The following is a 20,931-nucleotide window of genomic DNA, read 5'->3' as shown; positions in this document are numbered from 1 at the left end:
GAGAACATGAAAACAGCTGAGCAGGTACTGAAGTGGCTGCCTTTATCTATTGTTTTTATTCACAACATGAAAGAGCAGTTGGCCTGCCCTGGCTACATGGATAGCAGTTATGCGTGTAGCGCATTATCTTTGCCTTTATGAATTCTATTAAGCTGAGCTCTTATTACCGGCTCTATGCATTTTCAGATTACCAGAGTATGAAGTCCGCTTTGCCTTATATGCGGCGTGTGGTCGTGGCAAAAAGGCTTGAGGAGGTAGAGGAGGAAGAAGCAAGGCACTATGTGTGGCGCATCAGAGGGAAAGGATACAAAAACTACCTGGAACCGATCAGCAATCAGAATACGCAGCGGGCAGCCATCAGATCGCTCATCACGGCACTGCAGGAACTCTATAAGCGCAATGGGTATTCAGCAAAGTATGTTGTGATCGAGCGGGAATAGAGTAAATCTGCTAATTTTATCACCATTTTGTGATGATGGGAGAATGTAGAAGTAAGGCAACACACCTAAGTAAAACTTTCAAGTTATGCCCTGATTTGCCATTCTATGCCTGGTCTGTTCTTTTCCTTTTTGTTGAGGAACAACATAGATAGAAAAATATTAAGTGCGTTTTTATAATTTGCAGTGCAATTGCCACTTTGGATAGAAATTAAGCTCCCTCAATGAACATAGTCAATCGTTTAAAAATCAGAAATAAATTATTACTACTACTATCCCTGCTGCTATTTCCACTTATTTACTTTGTTACTGTCACAGTTCAGCGTGAACTCGAAGAAAATAACAAATTGAAGCAGGAAACGGTCCAACTATCGGAATCTGAAAAAATCTCTAATCTTATACATGCAATTCAGAGGGAGCGGGCGCGTATTCTGGCAGCTTCAGGAGGGGAAGCTACTTTTATACTGGATGCAAAAGCACAAAGAGGCGCAACAGATGCAGCAGCAAGAAACCTGAAAGATTTTCTGGAAGACTCCGGACGTGCGTTTCCTGAACTGGCATTGATGAACGACCTTACCAGGTATCGTAATGACCTGGATAAAAACGAACTGGATGTGATAGAGTTCAGGAGGTATTCAACTGATATGATTTTTACTTTCCTGGACAGGTTGGATGCCAATGCAACAGGTATCAGTGATGTGGAGATAGGAAGGCAATTAATAAGTTTCAGAAACTTGGCAGAGGCGAAAATTCAGCTAGGCAGAATCAGAAGTCTGTTGATGAGTGTGATTCAGAGCGGCGCTTTTTCTTATGATGATTACGCGCTGGTTAGATCTCAAATTAGTTTTTACAACAGCGCTTTGAGTGATTTTAACCGATATGCTAATAGCGCGTCAGTAAATGAGGTCCAGGCTATCCTCACATCTGAAAATTATAAGCAGATAGCTGCCACCCTGCAGGCAATAGAGAACAATCCTTTGCTAGATGTGTCAGGTTTAGAAACAAACGCGACTTTTAATATATTCACTCAAAGCATTGAAGACTACAGGATAGCAGAGGATTTATTGATAAACAGGATCATGGAACAGGTAAGTGCAGAGAGCAGCCAAAAGCAGCAATACCTGGCGTTCCTAACTGTCGTTGTCCTTCTACTGTTGAGTCTGGCGGTTGTGCTCTGCATCTACATTATCAATACAATCTCTAAATCGCTCGCTACCTTAAAAATAGCTGCTGACCGGATTAAGCTGGGTGCTACTGATGTGGTAATCAATGTCGACAGCGAAGATGAAATTGGCAGTGTGGCAGCGTCTTTCAGGGGTGTACTAGACAAAAATATTGCGCTCTCACAGGTAGCACAGGCTATTGGGGAGGGCAGGTACGATGTACAAGTAGCGGTGCAGAGTGAGGAGGACGTGCTGAGTTATGCCATTAAAGACATGAAGGAGAACCTTCAGGCCTTTACCTCTGAAAATTCAAACAGAAGCTGGGTTCTGACGGGGGTGTCAGAACTGAACAACCTGCTTGGCGGAGAAACAGCATTGAACAGCATAGCTGATAAGGCCATTTCCTTTTTATGTGATTATTCCGGCTCTGAGGCAGGAATCCTGTACCTACACAACAATAACGGAAAACTGGAGCCTGCAGCCAGTTACGGCATACAGTACAGCAGAGATCAACTTCCATCTTTTGAGGTAGGTACAGGCAAAGTAGGGCAGGTGGTAAGCGAAAGAAAAGTGAAAGTGCTGGAGAATGTGCCTGAGGAGTACATGAAGATTAGAACCGGACTATCAGATATTGAACCGGCTTCCATCATTATCATACCGCTTTATTTTTCATCCCGTCTGGTGGGAGCTCTGGAGCTTTGCGCCCGCCAGCCATACAGTGCGCTGCAGCAGAAATTCTTTAATGCCGTTTCTGAAAGAATATCTGTGGTCGTGCATACCCTAAAAGTACACCTTCAAACGCAGGAACTTCTTTACGAAACGCAGAACCAGGCGGAGGAGCTGGAAACACAGCAGGAAGAACTACGCCAGCTGAATGCGGAGCTAAAGGCATCAGAAGAAGAGCTGCGCGTGAACCAGGAGGAGCTACAGGAGAAGAACTCGGAATTGGAAGAAAAGGCGCAGTTGCTGGAAGAGCAGTACGAAGCACTCAACACCAAAAACAAGGCATTGGAAGGTGCGCGGGAAGCCATTGAGCTGAAGATACAGCAGGTGGAAACCGTGAGTAAGTATAAGAGCGACTTCCTGGCCAACATGTCGCATGAGCTGCGCACGCCTCTGAACAGTATCCTGATCCTTTCCAGGCTGCTGGCCGATAATGCAGAGAGCACCTTATCAACAAAGCAAATTGACCATGCCAGCATCATCCATAAGTCTGGCAACGACCTGCTGAAACTCATCAATGAGATTCTGGATCTATCGAAGATAGAGTCAGGTATGATTAGGCTGGAGACAGATGAGATAAAGCTGGAGGAGATATCGCTGGAGCCCTTGTTCGGGGAGATGGCTGCCAGAAAGAAAGTCCGTTTCAGCGAACACTATACCCCAGGCAGCTTCGACGCCATTGTGACGGACCATTTCCGCCTTGAGCAGATACTGAAGAACTTTATCGGGAATGCCATTAAATTTACCGGTGAGGGGGGCGAGGTAGCGCTTTCCATTTATCCGGTCCATAAGAAACCGGCATTTAAATCAGAGCAGCTCCGGGAGCAGGCAGATATTGTTGCCTTTTCTGTGCGCGACACGGGTATTGGCATTCCGAAGGAGAAACAGGAGGTGATATTTGAGGCATTCCAGCAGGAGGATACTTCCACTACCCGCAAGTATGGGGGCACTGGCCTTGGGCTCACCATCAGCAAAGAACTGGCAACGCTCTTAGGTGGTGAACTGATGCTGGAAAGCGAACCGGGCAAGGGAAGCACCTTTACACTGTACCTGCCGAGAGTACCTTTCGCAGAGGCACGCAAAACGGTACCGGCGAAGCAGGCTGCAGCCTCTTCGGAAAGAAAAGCAGAATCGGTACGGCATGTGTTTGAGAAAATAGAGCCAAAGGAAAAAAAGGCTGTCTCAGTGCTGATAGTGGAAGACGACAAGGGGTTCAGCGACATACTGGCTGATTTTGCCGCCGCCAAGAATTTTATAATATACCAGGCCTATACCGGAGAAGAGGGGCTTCGCCTGGCCCGGGAAGAGAAACCCGATGCTATTCTGCTCGATATCCACCTGCCGGATACCACCGGCTGGGAGGTGCTGAAGCAGATAAGGGAAGATAAGGACCTGCGCCATACCAGCGTGCACGTGATGTCGGCTTACGACCAGGAGGTGATTGGAGAGGCTGTAGATAAAGAAGAGTATCTGCCCAAGCCGGTAACACTTGAAATGCTGAACAATGCATTTAACACTATCTCCGGACTATCAGACGCCTCCATCGAGAACATCCTGATTGTAGAAGATAATGAGATTGAGAACAAGGCGGTGGCGGAGTTGCTGCTGGCGCATGGCCTTAAGTCAACATCCGCATACTCTGCCGAGGAGGCAGAGCGCATACTGGCCAGGCAGAAAGTGGATTGCATTATCCTCGACTTGAACCTGCCGGGCATGAAAGGGTATGAGTGGATGAAAAACCTCAGGTCCCAGAAAGGCCTGGCGGCTATACCGATTGTCATCTATTCGGGGAAGGACCTGACCGAGGAGGAAGAGAATGCGCTGAAAGAGTTTGCCAACACCATTATCATCAAAAATGAATACTCTTATTTGCGCCTGCTCGATGAGGTGCAGTTGTTCCTGCACAAGGTAAACCAGAAGCTACCGACGGGGAATGGATTTAAAATGAAGCTGCATGTGCCGGAAGAGATTCTGATAGGTAAGAAAGTGCTGGTGGTAGATGACGATGTTCGAAACATTTATTCCTTGAGTAGCTTGCTTGAACTGCATGGTATGGAGGTAATAGCAGCATACAATGGTAAAGAGGCGCTTCAGAAGCTGGAAACGGAAAAAGGAATCCATATCGTGCTAATGGATGTGATGATGCCGGAAATGGATGGCATTGAGGCAACAAAACGAATCCGGGAAAATTTGCGTTTTAAGCAACTTCCCGTTATTGCCCTTACGGCCAAAGCTATGAAAGAAGATAAAGAGAAGTGTATAGAAGCAGGTGCCTCAGACTATGTGCCTAAACCAGTAGACACAGACAAGTTGTTAACCTTAATGCGGGTTTGGCTTTATGAAGTTTAGTGATGACGCTCATTTTGAGCAGGATGTTGAGGTGCTGATCAGAGAGATGCACACCCAGTACGGGTATGACTTTAATGGCTATGCGCGGGCATCAGTTTACAGGAGGATTAAGCGGTTTCTGACGCACAGGCACCTGAGTTCTTTGGAGGATCTGCGGAAAGCACTGATGGGCGACAGTTATTTCTTTGAGAATTTTCTGCAGGAAATTACCGTGAATGTGACGGAGATGTTCCGTGACCCTTCTTTCTTTCTGTCGCTGCGCAATAATGTGCTGCCTATCCTTTCTACTTACCCTTTTATTAAGATATGGGACGCAGGTTGTTCCACAGGCGAAGAGCTTTTCTCGCTGGCTATACTTTTACAGGAGGCGGACCTGCTAGGCAGGACAAAGATTTATGCCACAGACATAAACCAGAAGGTGCTGAAGCAGGCGAAAGAAGGTATTTTTTCAGCTGCTAACATGACGGGCTATACAGCTGGTTATTATGCTTCAGGAGGCACTCAGGAGTTTTCACGCTATTATAACAGCAATTACGGCAGCGTGAAATTCGATTCGTCCCTGATAAAGAATGTGGTGTTCTATCCTCATAACCTGGCGAGTGATACTTCTTTCAATGAGTTTCACCTGGTTCTGTGCCGAAACGTGCTCATCTACTTTAACAAAGAGCTCCAGGAGAGGGTTTTTAAGCTGTTTGATGAAAGCCTGGTGAGCCTGGGCTACCTGGCCCTTGGGAAGAAAGAAACCTTGTCTATGTCGCAAATCAGCAGCAGCTATAACCCCGTAGACAAGCTTAACAGGATATACCGCAAAACAGACTGATGGAAACGTCATCGAAGTTGATAGTAATGGGCGGCTCCTGGGGAGGGATCCATGCCTCGCTGTCTGTATTGAAGGAGCTGCCGGCAACGTACCCCATACCCATCATACTGGTACTGCACAGGTTGAGAAACCTGGAAGGGAACCTGCAGGAGTTGTTTGAGAAACGGATTTCTTTGAAAGCTGTGGAGATAGGAGAGAAGGAGAAGCTGGCGCCTGGGTATGTTTATCTGGCGCCATCCAACTATCATGTGCTGCTGGAGAAAGACCATACTTTTTCATTAGATGTTTCAGAGTTAGAGAATTATTCACGGCCTTCCATTGATGTGACCTTCATGAGTGCTGCGGATGTTTTTGGTAAAAACACTATCGGAATTCTCCTGAGTGGGGCTAGTAAAGATGGAAGTTCAGGATTAAGTTATATCTTTGATAAAGGAGGCATGGCCATAGTACAAGATCCTGAAGAGGCTGAAGTAGACACCATGCCTTTATCGGCTATAGATATTATCCCTGACTGCAGGATAATGAAATTAGAGCGTATTCACTCATTTTTACTCTCTTTACATGACCACTGACCCATATACTCAACCAACTGCCTTGGCTTCCGGCATTCACCCGGTAAAAATTCTTTTGGTTGATGACAAGGCTGAAAATCTGGTCAGCCTTGAAAGCTTACTGTCAAAAGAAGATGAAAATATCACTTACCTTTTTGCCAGTTCAGGGGAGGAGGCTTTAAAAATTGCGCTGCAGGAAGAGCTTGCCCTGATTCTGCTGGATGTGCAGATGCCAGGCATGAACGGTTACGAGGTGGCACGCTACCTCCGGGACATATCCAAAACCAGGAACATCCCCATCATTTTTGTTACCGCCATAGACGAGCAAGATGCACACGTGATAGAGGGCTTCGAGGCCGGAGCTGTGGATTTCCTGTTTAAACCCCTTCATCCATACATCACCAAGGCAAAAGTCTCTACGTTTGTCCGGTTTTACCTGCAGAAGAAAGAGCTTGAGAAGGTGAACAAACTAACAGTTGAAATAAACCAGCAACTGGAGGAACGGGTGAAAGAGCGCACCAGGGAACTCACCATGGTAAATAAAGACCTGGACAATTTTGTATATACTGCGTCGCATGACCTGAAAGCGCCCATCAACAACATTGAAGGGCTGATGACAGCGCTGCACGAAACTTTACAGGACAAAGGGCCTCATCCGGAGGGGGTGGCACCCATTATGGAAATGATGCACAGTTCTATCAGCCGCTTTAAGAACATACTGCTGGATTTAACAGAAGTAGCGAAAGTGCAGTATGAGGCTGCCACAGAAAAAGATAAAGTTAGTTTTAAGGAATTGCTGGAAGAAGTAAAACTGAACATCAAGGACATGACGGAGGAACACGATGCGGTGATAACAGATGATTTTTCGCAGGCACCGGAGATCTCCTTTTCCAGAAAAAACCTGCGGAGCATCCTCTATAACCTAGTTTCCAATTCCATTAAATACAGCTCCCCCGACAGAAAGCCTGAAATAATGGTGACCACAACTGCCGTAAATGATTTTACGCTTCTTACCGTGCGGGATAATGGCCTTGGTCTAAGAAAGCAGGACCAGCAAAAGGTGTTCGGCATGTTCAAGCGGCTGCATACGCACGTGGAGGGTACAGGCGTGGGACTGGCAATTGTCAAGAGAATCGTTGAAAACTGCGGCGGTAAAATTGAGTTTAACAGTGAGCTGGGGAAGGGATCAGCTTTTAAAGTCTATCTCAAGTAAAACCTGCTAAACCATTCCTGCACATTCTTCCGCTTGTGCTTCGTAGCTGTTGCAACAGTGAAACTTGGCTTTCAGGAGTGCTGATGAGAATATTTATCGAACTTGAAAAGCAGCAGATAAATAATGAAGTGTTGAGTAACCGATAAGTAATTTTGAAGGCCACTTAAACTCAGGTACAAAGATTATAGCCGTTGAGCCCACCGTTTGATTGAAGGTAGGCTCAACGGCTTAAAAGCAGCCATTTCACCAAAAGCGATTTTTAGGGTCATTCATTATTACCAAATTACCAAGTTTGTGCTGAATTATATAGCTTGTCTCCCGCTATCGCTGTACCACCATCTTTACAGTCTGCACTTTGTCGCTGGTGGTGAGGCGGGCCAGGTAAAGACCTGTGCCCATTCCTTCTACCCAAATCTCCTGCTCATACCGTATGCCAGCCTCGGCCGCCCCGGCGGCGATGCGCTTTACGAGCGCGCCTTTCATGTCATATAGTTCCAGGGCGTAATCACCCGGATGCTCAAGCGAGAAGCTCACCGTGGCTCTGTCGGAAACAGCTGTAGGGTAGATCTCCAACTCCTGAGCTTCAACAACCACTCTGGCGGGGAATAAGAGCATGTCAACTACCTCGTTCACGCTGGGCTTGTGGATAGTAATGTTGCCCCCGCCTATAGCGGTGCAGGCCTCGGCGTTATCGTCCAGACGGGCTGATGGGCAGCCGGCCTGGCTGTCGTAGACAACAGCTCCCTGGGAGCCATCTTCGTTGATGACATAGATTTGGAGGCGGAACTTGTCTGGTGCTGAGCTCTCTCCGAAATCACCGTCGGCGGCTGCCACCAAAAAGCCAAACTGGCGCTCATCCTCGACAGGGTGTTCCGCCCCCCCCCAGTAGGTGACGCTGCCGCGCCCCCTGTAGTAGGCCCTGTTATCTATGATAACCAGTGTCCCATCCTCAAAGGAGGTGCTTCGGAAGGTGAAGGAGCCGGCATGCAGCAGGAGCATAGTGGAGCCCAGTATCTGGTTTTCATACCTACTACTGTACCTTGCCATCAGGCTAAAGAGAGCCTTTCTGCTGCTCTGCATAAACTCGTAGTCGCCATCAGCGGGTGAGTTGAGCCAGCCGCTACCTGTCACTAAGCCCGCATCCGGGTCAAACACATGCACATATATAGGGGAGGTGCTGATGGTGCAGCCTTCGGGCGTGCCGTAGGTGAGACTTATCTTATAAAAGTCAGGCTCTGATGGCCAGTCAACGGAAACGGTGGGGCTGTCCTGTCCGGTGAAGCCGGTGTAAGGGTTACCCTCACTGCCTGTAATGCTCCAGAAAGCGAATGTGGTGGCTCCGGTGCCGGAGAGGGTATAGACTGAGCCGGTGGTATTAACTGCCGCGTTTAAGGTGCCCGTTATCACTCCCTGCTCCAGTTCAGGACACTGTTCCTGCCGCAGGCTGTATTTGAGGGTTATAAAATCGTTTCCTGTTTCGGAACCATTGCTATAACCAGTAACTATTACTCCACCAGTGCTATCAATAGCGATTGCTCTTCCTTCATCCTGTCTGTTTTCATGGCCGTCGTAGATTGCAGCCCAGGTTTGCTCACCTGTAGCAGCATCGTAGCGGACAGTGGCAATATCGGAGGTAATGCTGATACTTGTTCCGGTGACGTATACACCTTCTTCCGGGTTGATAACAATAGCCCTTGCTATATCAAAGCCATTAGCGGGACCGTTGTACCGCATAGCCCAAATTTCTTCTCCGGTGATGGCATCATAGCGGATAGTGGCAAAATCTGGGCCTGTAGGACTGTGGCTGGACCCAGTAACAAACACCCCACCATCATTACCAACGGCGATGGCAGTGGCCTCATCAATGTTGCCATCTGGTCCGTTGTACCGCATTATCCATAATTCATCTCCGGTGTAAGGGCTGTAACGAATAGTAGCATAATCAAGACCGGTTCCACTGCCGTTGCTTGAGCCCGTCACGTATATGCCACCTGCTTCGTCAACGGCAATAGCTGTAGCCTGATCGTTGCTGTTTGAAGGGCCATCGTAATTCTTCAACCAAATCTGCTCACCTGTGGCGGCATCGTAGCGAATGGTGGCATAGTCAGGGCCGGCCCCACTGCCATCATCAGTATAGCCGGTCACATACACGCTCCCATTGTTGTCGGTTGCGATGGCTCTAGCTTCATCAAACCCATTGTTGCCGCCATTATAACGCATTACCCACATTTCCTCTCCTGTGGCAACATCATAGCGAACAGTAGCATAGTCAGGACCTGTTCCACTGCCGTAGCTTGAGCCGGTTATGTACACGCCACCTGTATCGTCTAAAGCAATGGCAACTGCCTCATCTGCGCTATTGGCAGGCCCATCGTATTGCATGGCCCACATCTCTTCTCCAGTGGCAGCGTCATAGCGAACAGTGACATAGTCGCCGTTGCTGGAGCCGGTTACAAACACTGCACCGTTTTTAAAGGCGATAGCTCTGGCAGTAGAACTGCTCTCATGCTGCACTGCCCAGAGTTCCTCACCCGAAGCAGCATATTTAATGGTGGATATTCTTCTGGAACTCACTCCTCTGCTGGTACCTGTTACATAACTGTTGCCTGCTGCGTCCACAGCCACGGCAATTGCTTCATCAATCATACTGCCTATTCCATCAAAATACTGTATCCATTCCTGCTCTCCGGTGATGGCATCATAGCGGATAGTGACGTAGTTGCCGTTGCTGAAGCCGGTAGCATACACACTACCGTTGCCAGCAGTGATACCTCTGACCTCATCGTTTCCGTTATCGGCGCTGTTGTAGCGCATTGTCCATTGCTCTTCCCCTGAGGCGGCATCGTAGCGGACGGTGGCAAAGTCGATACCAGTACCGCTACTGTAGTTAGGACTGGAGCCAGAAACAATCACTCCTCCATCATCGCTTACAAGTATATACCTAGCTTCATCATTGCCACCGCCAGGTCCGTTATACTGCATAATCCAAGACTCTTCCCCTGTAGCAGCATCGTAGCGAATGGTGGCGTAGTCACCATTACTGGAGCCGGTCACATACACACCGCCATCTTTGCCTACTGCTAGAGCGGTAGCAGCATCGAGCCCAATATCAGAGCCATTATACCGCATCACCCAGGATTCCTCTCCTGTGGCTGCATCATAGCGAATGGTGGCGTAGTCAGTGTTACTGCTACCTGTAACGTACACACCGCCGCCGTCTACGGCCACCGCGGCGGCGGCGTCCATAGCTGTATCAGAGGTATTATACCGCATCACCCAGGACTCTTCTCCGGTAGCGGCATCGTAGCGGACGGTGGCATAGTCTCCATCGCTTGTACCCGTCACATATACACCGCCGTTATTGTCAACAGCAATAGATTTAGGGTCATCAAGTCCGTTAGTAGGGCCATTATAGCGCATAGCCCATGTCTCTTCTCCGGTAGCCGCCGCGTAGCGTACTGTGGCGTAATCCGCACCGGTTTCGCTGCTGTAACTATAGCCCGTAACATATACCCCACCTGCATTGTCAGCTGCAATAGCTATGGGAAAATCAAAATTACTGGCTGGTCCATTATATTGCTGTATCCAGTTCTGTTCGCCTGTAGCAGCATCATAACGGATAATAATGAAGTCAGCACCTGTTTCATTGCCGTAACGAAAGCCCGTAATATACACACCACCTGCCTCATCAATGGCAATGGCCCTGGCTGTAGCGTTACTTTCGACTTGCACAGCCCAGAGTTCCTCGCCTGAGGCAGCGTATTTAACCGTCCTGATTTTCTCGATACCTAATCCTCTGCTTGTACCTGTTACAAAAGAGTTGCCCCCTTCGTCCACAACTATCCCGGCAGGTTCATCAAGCCAGCTGTCCATCCCATTGTAAAGCTGCGCCCACTTCAGAGTGGGCTGTTGTGCCATAGCTGTCATGCACACAAAGATTAGCAATACCTTTACCCCTAAACTCAGAAGTATTCTTTTCATATTTACATTATTGTAGTTGAAAATACTTTAGTTGGAAATTTATTCTCCTGTCAAAGCGGCAGGCTAAGGGGGATTTTAGGTTGGGAGTAGATACTATTGGATTATTACTTTACCAATAGCTAGGCATATATTTAATTACGGATAAATTTATACTTTATATATAATTAATTGCTTTATATATATTATTACTTTGTATATGATTAAAAAAATTAAGTAAATGATTTAAATTATTGTGGAGAAGGAAACTTTTATATTGTTAATCATATGTTTTGTTTTTAAAGGAATTTTTTAATATAAAATAAAATTTTGTTATACAAAACGATTGCTTTTGGCATAGAGAAACCTTATCAGTGACTGTCGTCAAAAGAAGTATGGGCACAGCTTTATCTTACTCTAGTGCTTTGGACTATTTATTAGAGCAAATAATTTATATATGAATACAGTAACACTTTAATAATTTATTAATGGTGCAGAAGCGGTGGGAGTATTATTTGGGATGAATGCTACTCTGCCATTGCGCTTGCACCAAGAACATGCTTGTCTCCCGCTATCGCTGCCACCATCTGTACGGTCTGCACTTTGTCGCTTGTTTGGAGTTATATTTTTTATACAGCTCGGCATGTGCCAGGCAAAAATCCTGCACCTTTTCCCTTGCATATACTTTGAAACGCCATGGTTCAGTAAGACCATGCGTGGGAGCCCAATCAGCCAGGGCTAAGAGTTGCTTCACCTGCTCGTCTGGTATCGGCTGCCCGTTCAATTGCGGCGGCTTAACGGTTCTTCTGCTTTGTATGACTTCCTGGATCGTTAAAACAAGTTGTTCATGTGAAAATAGTATCTGGTTAACCCCGCTTTCACCAACCACCTGCTGAGGTCGGAAGAACTGCGGGGAATTTGAATAGCAAAATTAGTAATGTTTCGGAAATCGGGTTAATGAACCAAATGCAGCCATTTAGAGTATAGAATCAGTTGCTATGCCTAGATACCAATACTACATTTGTCTGAAGGCTGTCTGTTTGAAGATAATTGAAAGACAGAAAATTCTTAATTTCTTAAGTTTTCATTGTTTAAACATTGTTTTGCTCCTTACGCAATAATGGATTATACTAAATTATTCCGCCACATACCTGAAGCAATGGTGGTACTTTCACCGGAATATAAAGTTCTGGACGCAACCGAAGCATACCTGAAGATTACCAGGCGTTCAGCAAGTCAGATCATAGGCAAGCATTTTCTGCTGGAGGCATTCCCTAACAAAGAGTTTTCTTATGAAGAAAACCCTGTGCGCGCTTCTCTGGATAAAGCGCTTCAAAGTAAACAGGTGGATTACCTTGAAGTAATACGATACGATTTGCCTAATTCTGAAGCAGAAGGGGGGGAGTACGAAGTGCGTTATTGGGAGGCTTCTCATACCCCTGTGCTGGACGAGGAAGGTAATGTGGAGTATTTGATTCAGCATACCTCAGATGTAACGGAAAGAGAGCTTGCCAAAGTAGCCCTTTCGGAGAGTGAGGAAAAGTTCAGGTTTATGGCGGAGGCGATGCCGCAATTGATTTTCACCACAAATGCTGCAGGTGAGCTTAATTACCTGAATAAGCGCTGGGAGCGCTATACCGGAATCCCACTGGAAGAACTCCAGAAGGAAAGCTGGCAGAAAGTAATACATCCGGATGATTTGCCTGCTGTAACGGCTCAATGGGAGGAGGCCTTCCAGAACGGAATCGGGATGCAGATTGAATTGAGAAAGCGTGATAAAGCCGGTATATTCCGCTGGCACCTCTGCCGCACCCAGCCGATGGAGGACGAAGAAGGTAATATTGTTCTATGGGTAGGAAGCTCCACAGATATACACGATACCAGAATAATGGTGCAGGAGCTTTTGGCTACAAATGAGCAAATGTCATTATTAGCAGACCAGGTGCAGCAAGCTTATGAGAAAGCAGAGTCTGAGCGTAAAATGTTGGAAACACTTTTTTTGCAGGCTCCCGCCATGTTCTGTATTCTGAAGGGACCGGAGCATCGGTTTGAGCTGATAAACCAAAGATACCAGCAGATTTATCCTGATAGGGATATGCTGCACAAACCATTGGCAGAGGCTGTGCCTGAAATAGTGGGACAAGGGTTTATAGAGCTGCTGGATGGAGTTTATAATACTGGCGAAGCTTATATAGCAGAGGACGTGCGCATCATGCTGGACAAGAACAATAACGGTAATTTAGATGAAACTTACTTCACATTTTCGTATCACCCTGTTTTTGAATCTGACAAAGTTTTGGGTATTCTAGCCTTTGGCTATGAGGTGACTGAGCAGGTTAGGTTTAGAGAAAAGTTACAGGAGTTGGGCAGGTAGTAGGAGGATGAGAAATAATATATGCAATAATGAAAAGGCGATAGGCTTCAAATGAATCTGGCTCAGGTAGATTTTCAACAGCTCCGGATAAAGCACATCCTCTACAAATCGAAGGTGCGCTCTATGCTCTATGGCGGCGCTTTTGATGAAGCTTTTTTCTCCAGGCTGGGCCCGGTTAGTATCTGGTTTACTACAATAGGGCTGGTGCGCTATATAAATGAATCTGAAATTAGAGAACTTGCCAAAGTACACCAGGAGATGGATAGCATTACGTTAAACTTGTATCGGCTATACAAAAACGGTAAAATTGATGAAGCGCACGAGGGGCTAAGAAATGTTGAAAAGCAGTCTGAACGGTTTCTGGCTTTGCTTTTACTGCTGGAGGACCGATTAAAGGAAGTTTAAGAAAGCCAGCCTTTTTTAATGAAATAGTGTGAGTGGAGGCATATTGAGAAGGTATAACAGCAAATAGTCGCGCTGCTTAACAAATCCAGTTGAAGTCACATATAGGGTAAGGCGGCAAAAAAAATGGCTAAACTGCAGGCGGTGAACACCAACAATTTAACCATTTTAAAATTAACAATCTAACCTTACTTCAGTTTCAGATCCTTCAGCGTCTGCTCTATTTTTTGATTCAGTTGCTGGGCTGTAGCATCAAAGTCTTCCTTAGAAGTTAGCGGCTCGTTTACGCTGACATAAAACTTGATTTTAGGTTCCGTACCGGATGGGCGGGCGGATATCTTACTGCCGTCTTCGGTCATGTACTGCAGTACGTTGGAGCTTTCCATGTCAAGCTTGCTTTCTTCGCCTGTCACAGTGTTTTTACGGGTGCCAGACTTGTAGTCACTTATCTCGACTACTTTAGAGCCCGCAATGGTCTGAGGTGGGTTGCTGCGCATGTCGGCCATCATCTGCTGAATCTCTTCCGCACCGCGCATTCCCTTTTTAGTGATGGAAACTAAATCTTCTTTGTAGAAGCCATACCTGGTATACATCTCCACCATCATTTCGAACAGGCTTTGCCCGTTATCCTTGGCCACCGCTGCCATTTCGGCTATTAGTGCGCAGGCGGAGATAGCGTCCTTGTCGCGAACAAAATCGCCGGCCAGGTAGCCGTAGCTCTCTTCACCACCGGCAATATAAGTTTCTTTGCCTTCGAGGTTACGGATGATTTCAGCAATGTACTTAAAGCCGGTCAGGGTTTCGTACATCGTTACGTTGTAGCTGTCAGCTATTTTTTTGATAAGGTCGGTTGTTACAATGGTTTTCACCACATACTCCTTGCCTGTCAGTTTTCCGGCTTTCTGCCATGCCTGCAGCAGGTAGTTGACAAAAAGAGCCCCGGTCTGGTTACCGTTTAACAGAACAAACTCGCCTTTCAGGTTTTTAACGGCTATACCCACCCGGTCAGCGTCAGGGTCTGTGGCCATTACAAGGTCAGCATCCAGTTCCTCCGCTTTTTTCATGGCCAGTGTCATGGCATCTTTCTCTTCAGGGTTCGGGTAAACCACTGTTGGGAAGTTGCCGTTTGGCTCGGACTGCTCCTCTACCACATGCACATTTGTGAAGCCGAAGCGCTTTAGTATTTCCGGCACAAGCGTTATACCGGTACCATGTATCGGCGTGAAGACTATTTTGAGGTCATGCTGGCGTTTGATAGCTTCCTGAGAAATAGAAAGGTCCAATACCTCTTTCATATATGCTTCATCTACCTCCGCCCCTATCATCTCGATATTTTCCGGCTTTGGCTCAAACTTCACATCGTCTATGGACGTGATTTTATTGACTTCTGTAATGATGTTCTTATCGTGCGGCGCCGTTACCTGCGCCCCGTCATTCCAGTAAGCTTTGTAGCCATTGTATTCTTTTGGGTTGTGTGAGGCCGTAATTACCACACCGCTCTGGCAACGCAGGTGGCGTATGGCGAACGAAAGCTCCGGTGTAGGCCGCAGCGCATCAAAAAGGTATACCTTAATGTCGTTAGCAGAAAAGATATCGGCTATAATGCGGGCAAACTTATCAGAGTTATTGCGGCTGTCGTGGGCGATGGCCACTTTAATTTGCTGGTCAGGGAAATTCTGCTTCAGGTAATTGCAAAGGCCTTGTGTGGCCATGCCTAGGGTATAGCGGTTCATCCGGTTGCTTCCAGCCCCCATGATGCCGCGCAATCCGCCGGTTCCGAACTCTAAGTCCTTATAAAAGGCATCAGAAAGCGTATCGTGTTCGTTGCGATTCAGCAAATCGTTTATTTCTGCTTTCGTGGCCGCATCGTAGTTTCCAGACAGCCAGGAGTCAATTTTTGTTCTTATAGCATTATCAATCATAGTCTTTGTACGTAAAGATTTTCTTTTTTTATATTTGGACAAAAAATCACACCAGCCCTTTTTGCACCTGAAGTACGTTCAAAAGAGCTGGTGTGATGTATATAAATATCAAAATAAAGCAATCTAAGTGAATTTACACGGCGTTTACCTTATTTTCTTATCAAAGGTTACCCCGTAGTTCCTGCTCCCGCTCAATGGATTCGAACAGCGCCTTAAAGTTTCCTTTACCGAAAGACTTGGCTCCTTTGCGCTGTATAATTTCATAAAAAACTGTAGGTCTGTCTTCTACAGGCTTTGTAAATATCTGCAACAGGTAACCCTCCTCATCCCGGTCTACCAGAATATTCAGCGCCTTCAGGGCCTCCATGTCCTCGTCAATTTTACCCACCCGCTCAAACAGGTCCTCGTAATACGTTTCCGGCACATAAAGGAACTCTACACCACGGCGTCGTAACGCTGCCACTGTATGCAGTATGTCATCGGTAGCGATGGCAATGTGCTGCACACCAGCCCCTCGGTAAAACTCCAGGTACTCGTCAATCTGTGATTTTTTCTTCCCCTTCGCCGGCTCGTTTATCGGGAACTTTACATAACCGTTACCATTGGAGACCACTTTTGACATAAGAGCCGTATACTCAGTGCTGATGTCTTTATCATCGAACGTAATCAGCAGTTTAAAGCCCATCACCTTTTCGTAAAACTCCACCCACTCATTCATTCGGCCCAACTCAACATTGCCAACGCAGTGGTCAACATACTGCAGCCCCACTGGTTCTACCTGCAGCTCCGTGGATTTAGCCTTGAACCCCGGCATAAAAGGACCACTGTAGTTTTTGCGTTCTACAAAAGTATGGATGGTTTCACCATAGGTATGTATAGCGGCAAGCTTCACCTCACCATGCTCATCCTGCAGTGTTTTGGGTTCTATCGCTGGTATTGCCCCACGCGCCACGGTGTCATTGAATGACTTCTCCGCATCATCCACCCACAATGCAAGCACTTTTACGCCGTCTCCATGCTGCAGCACATGCTTCGAAATACCAGAAGTCGGGTCGAGCGACGTAGTAAGCACAAACCGGATTTTGTCCTGTACAAGCACATAGGAGGCGCGGTCGCGGACACCTGTCTCGGGGCCGGCATAAGCTATCAGTTTAAAGCCAAAGGCTGTCTGGTAAAAATGAGCCGCCTGTTTGGCATTGCCCACATAAAATTCAATATGATCGGTGCCGTTCAGGGGCAAAAGGTCTGTTGTCATAGTTTTCAGAGGTTTTCAGGTGATTATTGTAAAAATACAGCTTTTATGGATTTATCAAAATCTAAGCGGCTGTGGGTTAAATTATCACCTGATTACTTGCAATTGCTACGGCATGTTTCCAACTTTGTAAAAAACACGATCACATGAATGTAAATGTTTTAAACGATGCTATCGTTGCGATCCTGGCAAAAAAGCAAGAGCTGAATACCATGGATTACAATGATAAGCGCTATGATGATATTGAAGAGGAACTGCACGACCTGGAAGATGACTTCAATGAGGAGTATGGTGACTACCTTGAAGATGTGTTGGAAGATGTGCACGGCAAGTTGAAATCAGACGCTGATATTCTTTTGCCAACCGCTTACCTGGCCAGTACCCTTGACCCGGAGGCCGCCCTCGAAGAGGATGAAAAAGAAGGTGTTTGGGTAGAGTCTGATTCGTTTCCGGGAGTAGAGATGCGCCTGGTAATTGTAGCTAACCCCCCACGGATACTGTTGATTCTGGCTGACCAGGAGCGCGTGCTCTGGACGGCAGAGTAAGCTCTAACACATTTTTAAAAACAGCATCTCTCTATAACAAACAGCTGTTATTTCTACCGCATGTACCATTGCTTTTAAGCAATGGTACATGCGGTAGTTTTTTTGTTATACATTGTTTTCTGAAGCTGTAGTTAAGTTTATACGCATTCCAGGAGCAACACCAAACAAGGCTGTTGTTAAGAGAACGTATATTATCTAAATATTAAATCAGGAAGGTCTTCTATTTCACTTCTTGATACTTCTGTCGCTTTGCTTATCTTCGCTCTAATTTAAACTAACAAGCCGACGCTTCATGTGCTGAAGCGCATGTGCAGAATCTTAAAACTGAAAATATGACAACAATTGCTTTAGTAGCGCATAACAACAAGAAAACTGACCTGCTGAACTGGGTGAAAGAGAATCAAAAGGCACTGGAAGAACATAAACTCATCGGTACTACTAACACGTCTCAACTGATAAACGACCTGCTGGACCTGAACGTGCAGCCCTTCGGACACGGACCAAGTGGAGGAGACATTCTGCTGGCAGCACGCATTCTGCAGGGCGAAGTGCACAAAATTATTTTCTTCATAGACGTTGAAACTCCGCATGGCCACGAACACGACATACAAACGCTTATTCGGACAGCTGTTTTAAACAACATTCCCATTGCATTGAACCGTGCCTCTGCCAATTTAATCGTACTGGAGCGGGATTAGGGGAAAATAAATCTTGCTTTTATTGATTTTTACCTGATGCACTTGCCAGAGCAGAAGCTGAGGCGGGTGCTTTTTTTATGATTGATAATTAGTTGTGTAGGAAATGAGCTAATGCACTATAAAAGAAGTTAACACACTTAGTTCATAGGTACATTCAACTTATGTTTTAGTGTGTTACAAAATTAGAAAACAGGCCTTGCCATTTCTCTACTCCTACGTTTGGTCTAGTGTTGATGCTGTTCCGTAGTATAGTAGGTATAAAGCTTACTTTTTGACAAGACAAACAATACTATGAAAACGAATAAAATGAATATTCATAAATTCTTATGTACAGACTTATGTGTGGCTAAACAAATCGGATCTGTTGCCTGTACTATTGATAACACTAAAACAATCGCTTCTAGTAACAGATTTACAGAGTGGATCTAACAATTGGGGAAAGGATGAAATAAATGATCCTGTTTCGCGCTTTATATAAACCAAAGGGGCAACTGATTTCTCAGTTGCCCCTTTGGTTTATATAAAAATGTTGATGGATTAGTAGCCTAACTTCTGGCGTACACGCTGCAGCACAGGCCCGGCAATTGCCTTCGCTTTATCAGCGCCCTCATGCAACTTCTTATCTATTTCCGGCAGGTTGTTCATATAATAGGTAAACAGCTCGCGCTCTTTCGCATATTTCCGGATTATGAGTTCATACAGCGCCTGCTTGGCATGGCCGTAGCCGTAGCCTCCGGCCTGGTAGTTTTGGCGCATTGTTTCAATTTCTTCTGGTGAGGCCAGCAAACTGTAGAGCTTGAAAACAGTGTCGTTTTCCGTGTCTTTTGGCTCTTCCAGTGGCGTGCTGTCTGTTATGATGCTCATGATAGTTTTGCGCAGCGGCTTATCCGCCTCAAAAATATCGATGATGTTGCCGTACGACTTGCTCATTTTCTCGCCATTCAGGCCAGGCACCGTCATCACCGTTTCATCTACCTTCGCTTCTGGCAGCACGAATGTTTCACCATACACATGGTTAAAGGCACTTGCGATATCGCGGGTAATTTCCAGGTGCTGTATCTGGTCCTTTCCCACCGGAACAAAGTTGGCTTCATACATCAAGATGTCTGCTGCCATTAGGACAGGATAGGTGAACAAACCGGCATTTACATCAGCCAAGCCCCTTCTGTTCGACTTATCCTTAAATGAGTGGGCATTTGCCAGCATCGGGAACGGGGCAAAACAGTTCAGGTACCACGTAAGCTCTGTGACCATCGGCACATCAGACTGGCGGTAAAATAGATGCTTTTCTGTATCAAAACCGAAGGCAAGCCAGGCGGCGGCCACCGAATAGGTATTGTGTCGTAGCACCTCTGCATCCCGAATAGAGGTAAGCGAGTGCATGTCCGCGATAAAATACAACGACTCATGGTCAGAGGCTTTCGAAAACTCCACAGCAGGAATAATAGCGCCCAACAGGTTGCCTAAATGTGGACGGCCTGTGCTTTGGATTCCTGTAAGATAACGTGCCATATGTAAGGGTGTAATTGTTCCGGCTGCAAATTACGGGAAAAAGCCGGTAATAGCCCACCAAACTTTATACATCCAGTCTTTAGCGCTGTTGCTTCTTCAATGAATAATTCTGCTGCCCCTGTATCTCGGCTTGCTGTCGGTCTAGCAGTTTTACCTCCGAATCGCTTACCTGCAGGAAGTACATTGGGTCAATGTTGCCTTCCGTTGGAATAAGTTGCAGCACTACCGCATCCTGGTTCTGTTTGTTACCTTTGGCCAGAAACCATTTGCCCGAACTTGTCACTATACTCTTGTCGGAGGGTTTTCCAAGGTAAGTCTGCTTCATCGTGAAGGAGCGGCTGGAGCCGCTGGCGCCACCATTCAACACAAGTTCAGTATTAATGCCCTGGCAATCTGTGCAGGGGAAGGTGCCGTAAAAAATTCCCGCTGGTGCTGCCATGGCCACGGGCGTAACTGCCTTTTCTTCGGCCTTTGTTGTTGTTTTGGGCTTGGTTGCCTTAGCAGGCTTAGCGGCTGTTTTGCTTCTTTTTTGCGACATTGACTTCTTCCACTCTTCATATGTCTTAGCTGACTGCGCGTTTACTTGTTGCTGGCCCAGGGCCACTGAAAATAGGACGAGTATGGCAAAAATCTTTTTCATGAACCGCTCCTTAGAATAGATAAATTAAATTTAAAGTTTCAACGCTTACAAGCAAGCGTATTTGGCAACAGGTGTTGAATGGAACCCTTATCCACTTTAACGCATTGGTCCGCGAACTTCTTATGTAACTAAAGTTGACTCGTATTATTGTGCTCTGTTACAGCAGCAGTTCGCCTGCTACTTTTGTTAAATTTGTACTAGATGCATATGGCACAAGTAGCACTGTGCCTCCTGTAAGGCCATTTGCTATAGCATTGTTTTTAAACAGGTAATGAGTAACTCTGGTGAGAGCAGACATAAAAAAAGGCTAGGCTTATACCCGACGGTGCTTGCCTAACCAATTTTCAATCAACCAATTTATCTTGAGCAAAAG

15 protein-coding genes are annotated in these 20,931 nt (G+C 46.3%); 9 read left to right on the top strand and 6 right to left on the bottom strand.

What is annotated here, in order from left to right; genetic code table 11:
- Positions 1-137: 137 nt before the first annotated feature.
- From E1919_RS22765 to E1919_RS22745, 5 genes are all read left to right on the top strand, one after another.
- The gene (locus E1919_RS22765) at positions 138-440 is read left to right on the top strand and encodes a hypothetical protein (RefSeq protein WP_162055712.1); all 303 of its coding nucleotides are present in this window, start codon (positions 138-140) and stop codon (positions 438-440) included.
- Between the two features lie 221 nt (positions 441-661).
- A complete protein-coding gene (locus E1919_RS22760; RefSeq protein ID WP_162055711.1) occupies positions 662-4,672 on the top strand; it encodes a response regulator in 4,011 nt (1,336 codons plus the stop codon).
- The gene (locus tag E1919_RS22755) at positions 4,662-5,492 is read left to right on the top strand and encodes a CheR family methyltransferase (RefSeq protein ID WP_162055710.1); all 831 of its coding nucleotides are present in this window, start codon (positions 4,662-4,664) and stop codon (positions 5,490-5,492) included. Before E1919_RS22760 ends, E1919_RS22755 begins: the two co-directional genes overlap by 11 nt.
- Positions 5,492-6,064, top strand: coding sequence for a chemotaxis protein CheB (locus E1919_RS22750; protein ID WP_162055709.1), 573 nt, complete (start codon positions 5,492-5,494; stop codon positions 6,062-6,064). Before E1919_RS22755 ends, E1919_RS22750 begins: the two co-directional genes overlap by 1 nt.
- Positions 6,054-7,256, top strand: coding sequence for a sensor histidine kinase (locus tag E1919_RS22745; protein WP_162055708.1), 1,203 nt, complete (start codon positions 6,054-6,056; stop codon positions 7,254-7,256). The genes E1919_RS22750 and E1919_RS22745 overlap by 11 nt, the downstream gene beginning before the upstream one ends.
- A 321-nt stretch (positions 7,257-7,577) precedes the next feature.
- Here E1919_RS22745 and E1919_RS22740 read toward each other — a convergent pair whose 3' ends face one another.
- Together E1919_RS22740 and E1919_RS22735 are read right to left on the bottom strand one after the other, a co-directional pair.
- Positions 7,578-11,237: an SBBP repeat-containing protein gene (locus E1919_RS22740; RefSeq protein ID WP_162055707.1), complete on the bottom strand. Its 3,660-nt coding sequence runs from the start codon at positions 11,235-11,237 to the stop codon at positions 7,578-7,580.
- A gap of 547 nt (positions 11,238-11,784) precedes the next feature.
- Positions 11,785-12,102, bottom strand: coding sequence for a nitroreductase family protein (locus E1919_RS22735; protein WP_237144800.1), 318 nt, complete (start codon positions 12,100-12,102; stop codon positions 11,785-11,787).
- A gap of 231 nt (positions 12,103-12,333) precedes the next feature.
- On the opposite strand from E1919_RS22735, the gene E1919_RS22730 reads away from it, so the two are divergent.
- Positions 12,334-13,587, top strand: a complete 1,254-nt coding sequence (locus E1919_RS22730) for a PAS domain-containing protein (protein ID WP_162055706.1) — start codon at positions 12,334-12,336, stop codon at positions 13,585-13,587.
- A 51-nt stretch (positions 13,588-13,638) separates the two neighbouring features.
- A complete protein-coding gene (locus E1919_RS22725) occupies positions 13,639-13,992 on the top strand; it encodes a histidine kinase (protein WP_162055705.1) in 354 nt (117 codons plus the stop codon).
- Positions 13,993-14,177: 185 nt separating this feature from the next.
- Here E1919_RS22725 and E1919_RS22720 read toward each other — a convergent pair whose 3' ends face one another.
- Positions 14,178-15,911: a phospho-sugar mutase gene (locus E1919_RS22720; protein WP_162055704.1), complete on the bottom strand. Its 1,734-nt coding sequence runs from the start codon at positions 15,909-15,911 to the stop codon at positions 14,178-14,180.
- Between the two features lie 160 nt (positions 15,912-16,071).
- Positions 16,072-17,166 (bottom strand): 4-hydroxyphenylpyruvate dioxygenase, encoded by a 1,095-nt coding sequence (hppD, locus tag E1919_RS22715; RefSeq protein WP_162055703.1) that lies wholly within the window; start codon positions 17,164-17,166, stop codon positions 16,072-16,074.
- A gap of 143 nt (positions 17,167-17,309) precedes the next feature.
- Between hppD and E1919_RS22710 the strand changes: the two genes are divergently transcribed.
- Positions 17,310-17,708 (top strand): hypothetical protein, encoded by a 399-nt coding sequence (locus E1919_RS22710; protein WP_162055702.1) that lies wholly within the window; start codon positions 17,310-17,312, stop codon positions 17,706-17,708.
- 332 nt (positions 17,709-18,040) lie between these two features.
- Complete coding sequence (locus E1919_RS22705; RefSeq protein ID WP_162055701.1) at positions 18,041-18,406, top strand: methylglyoxal synthase; 366 nt, start codon at positions 18,041-18,043, stop codon at positions 18,404-18,406.
- A 537-nt stretch (positions 18,407-18,943) separates the two neighbouring features.
- On the opposite strand, the gene trpS is transcribed toward E1919_RS22705, so the two are convergent.
- Together trpS and E1919_RS22695 are read right to left on the bottom strand one after the other, a co-directional pair.
- Entirely contained in the window at positions 18,944-19,918 is a 975-nt protein-coding gene (gene trpS, locus E1919_RS22700; protein ID WP_162055700.1) for a tryptophan--tRNA ligase, read from the bottom strand.
- A gap of 79 nt (positions 19,919-19,997) precedes the next feature.
- Entirely contained in the window at positions 19,998-20,558 is a 561-nt protein-coding gene (locus E1919_RS22695; RefSeq protein WP_162055699.1) for a copper resistance protein NlpE, read from the bottom strand.
- Positions 20,559-20,931 lie beyond the last annotated feature (373 nt).

The organism is Pontibacter pamirensis (assembly GCF_010015475.1).
GTDB classification, from domain to species: domain Bacteria; phylum Bacteroidota; class Bacteroidia; order Cytophagales; family Hymenobacteraceae; genus Pontibacter; species Pontibacter pamirensis.
This window is presented reverse-complemented; position numbering and strand designations above follow the sequence as displayed.

Coding starts and splice junctions, on each gene's coding strand:
- hppD (WP_162055703.1), bottom strand. CDS start 17,166: ATGACAACAGACCTTTTGCCCCTGAACGGCACCGATCATATTGAATTT.
- E1919_RS22765 (WP_162055712.1), top strand. CDS start 138: ATGAATTCTATTAAGCTGAGCTCTTATTACCGGCTCTATGCATTTTCA.
- E1919_RS22725 (WP_162055705.1), top strand. CDS start 13,639: ATGAATCTGGCTCAGGTAGATTTTCAACAGCTCCGGATAAAGCACATC.
- E1919_RS22740 (WP_162055707.1), bottom strand. CDS start 11,237: ATGAAAAGAATACTTCTGAGTTTAGGGGTAAAGGTATTGCTAATCTTT.
- E1919_RS22745 (WP_162055708.1), top strand. CDS start 6,054: ATGACCACTGACCCATATACTCAACCAACTGCCTTGGCTTCCGGCATT.
- E1919_RS22760 (WP_162055711.1), top strand. CDS start 662: ATGAACATAGTCAATCGTTTAAAAATCAGAAATAAATTATTACTACTA.
- E1919_RS22720 (WP_162055704.1), bottom strand. CDS start 15,911: ATGATTGATAATGCTATAAGAACAAAAATTGACTCCTGGCTGTCTGGA.
- E1919_RS22695 (WP_162055699.1), bottom strand. CDS start 20,558: ATGAAAAAGATTTTTGCCATACTCGTCCTATTTTCAGTGGCCCTGGGC.
- E1919_RS22705 (WP_162055701.1), top strand. CDS start 18,041: ATGACAACAATTGCTTTAGTAGCGCATAACAACAAGAAAACTGACCTG.
- trpS (WP_162055700.1), bottom strand. CDS start 19,918: ATGGCACGTTATCTTACAGGAATCCAAAGCACAGGCCGTCCACATTTA.
- E1919_RS22755 (WP_162055710.1), top strand. CDS start 4,662: ATGAAGTTTAGTGATGACGCTCATTTTGAGCAGGATGTTGAGGTGCTG.
- E1919_RS22710 (WP_162055702.1), top strand. CDS start 17,310: ATGAATGTAAATGTTTTAAACGATGCTATCGTTGCGATCCTGGCAAAA.
- E1919_RS22750 (WP_162055709.1), top strand. CDS start 5,492: ATGGAAACGTCATCGAAGTTGATAGTAATGGGCGGCTCCTGGGGAGGG.
- E1919_RS22730 (WP_162055706.1), top strand. CDS start 12,334: ATGGATTATACTAAATTATTCCGCCACATACCTGAAGCAATGGTGGTA.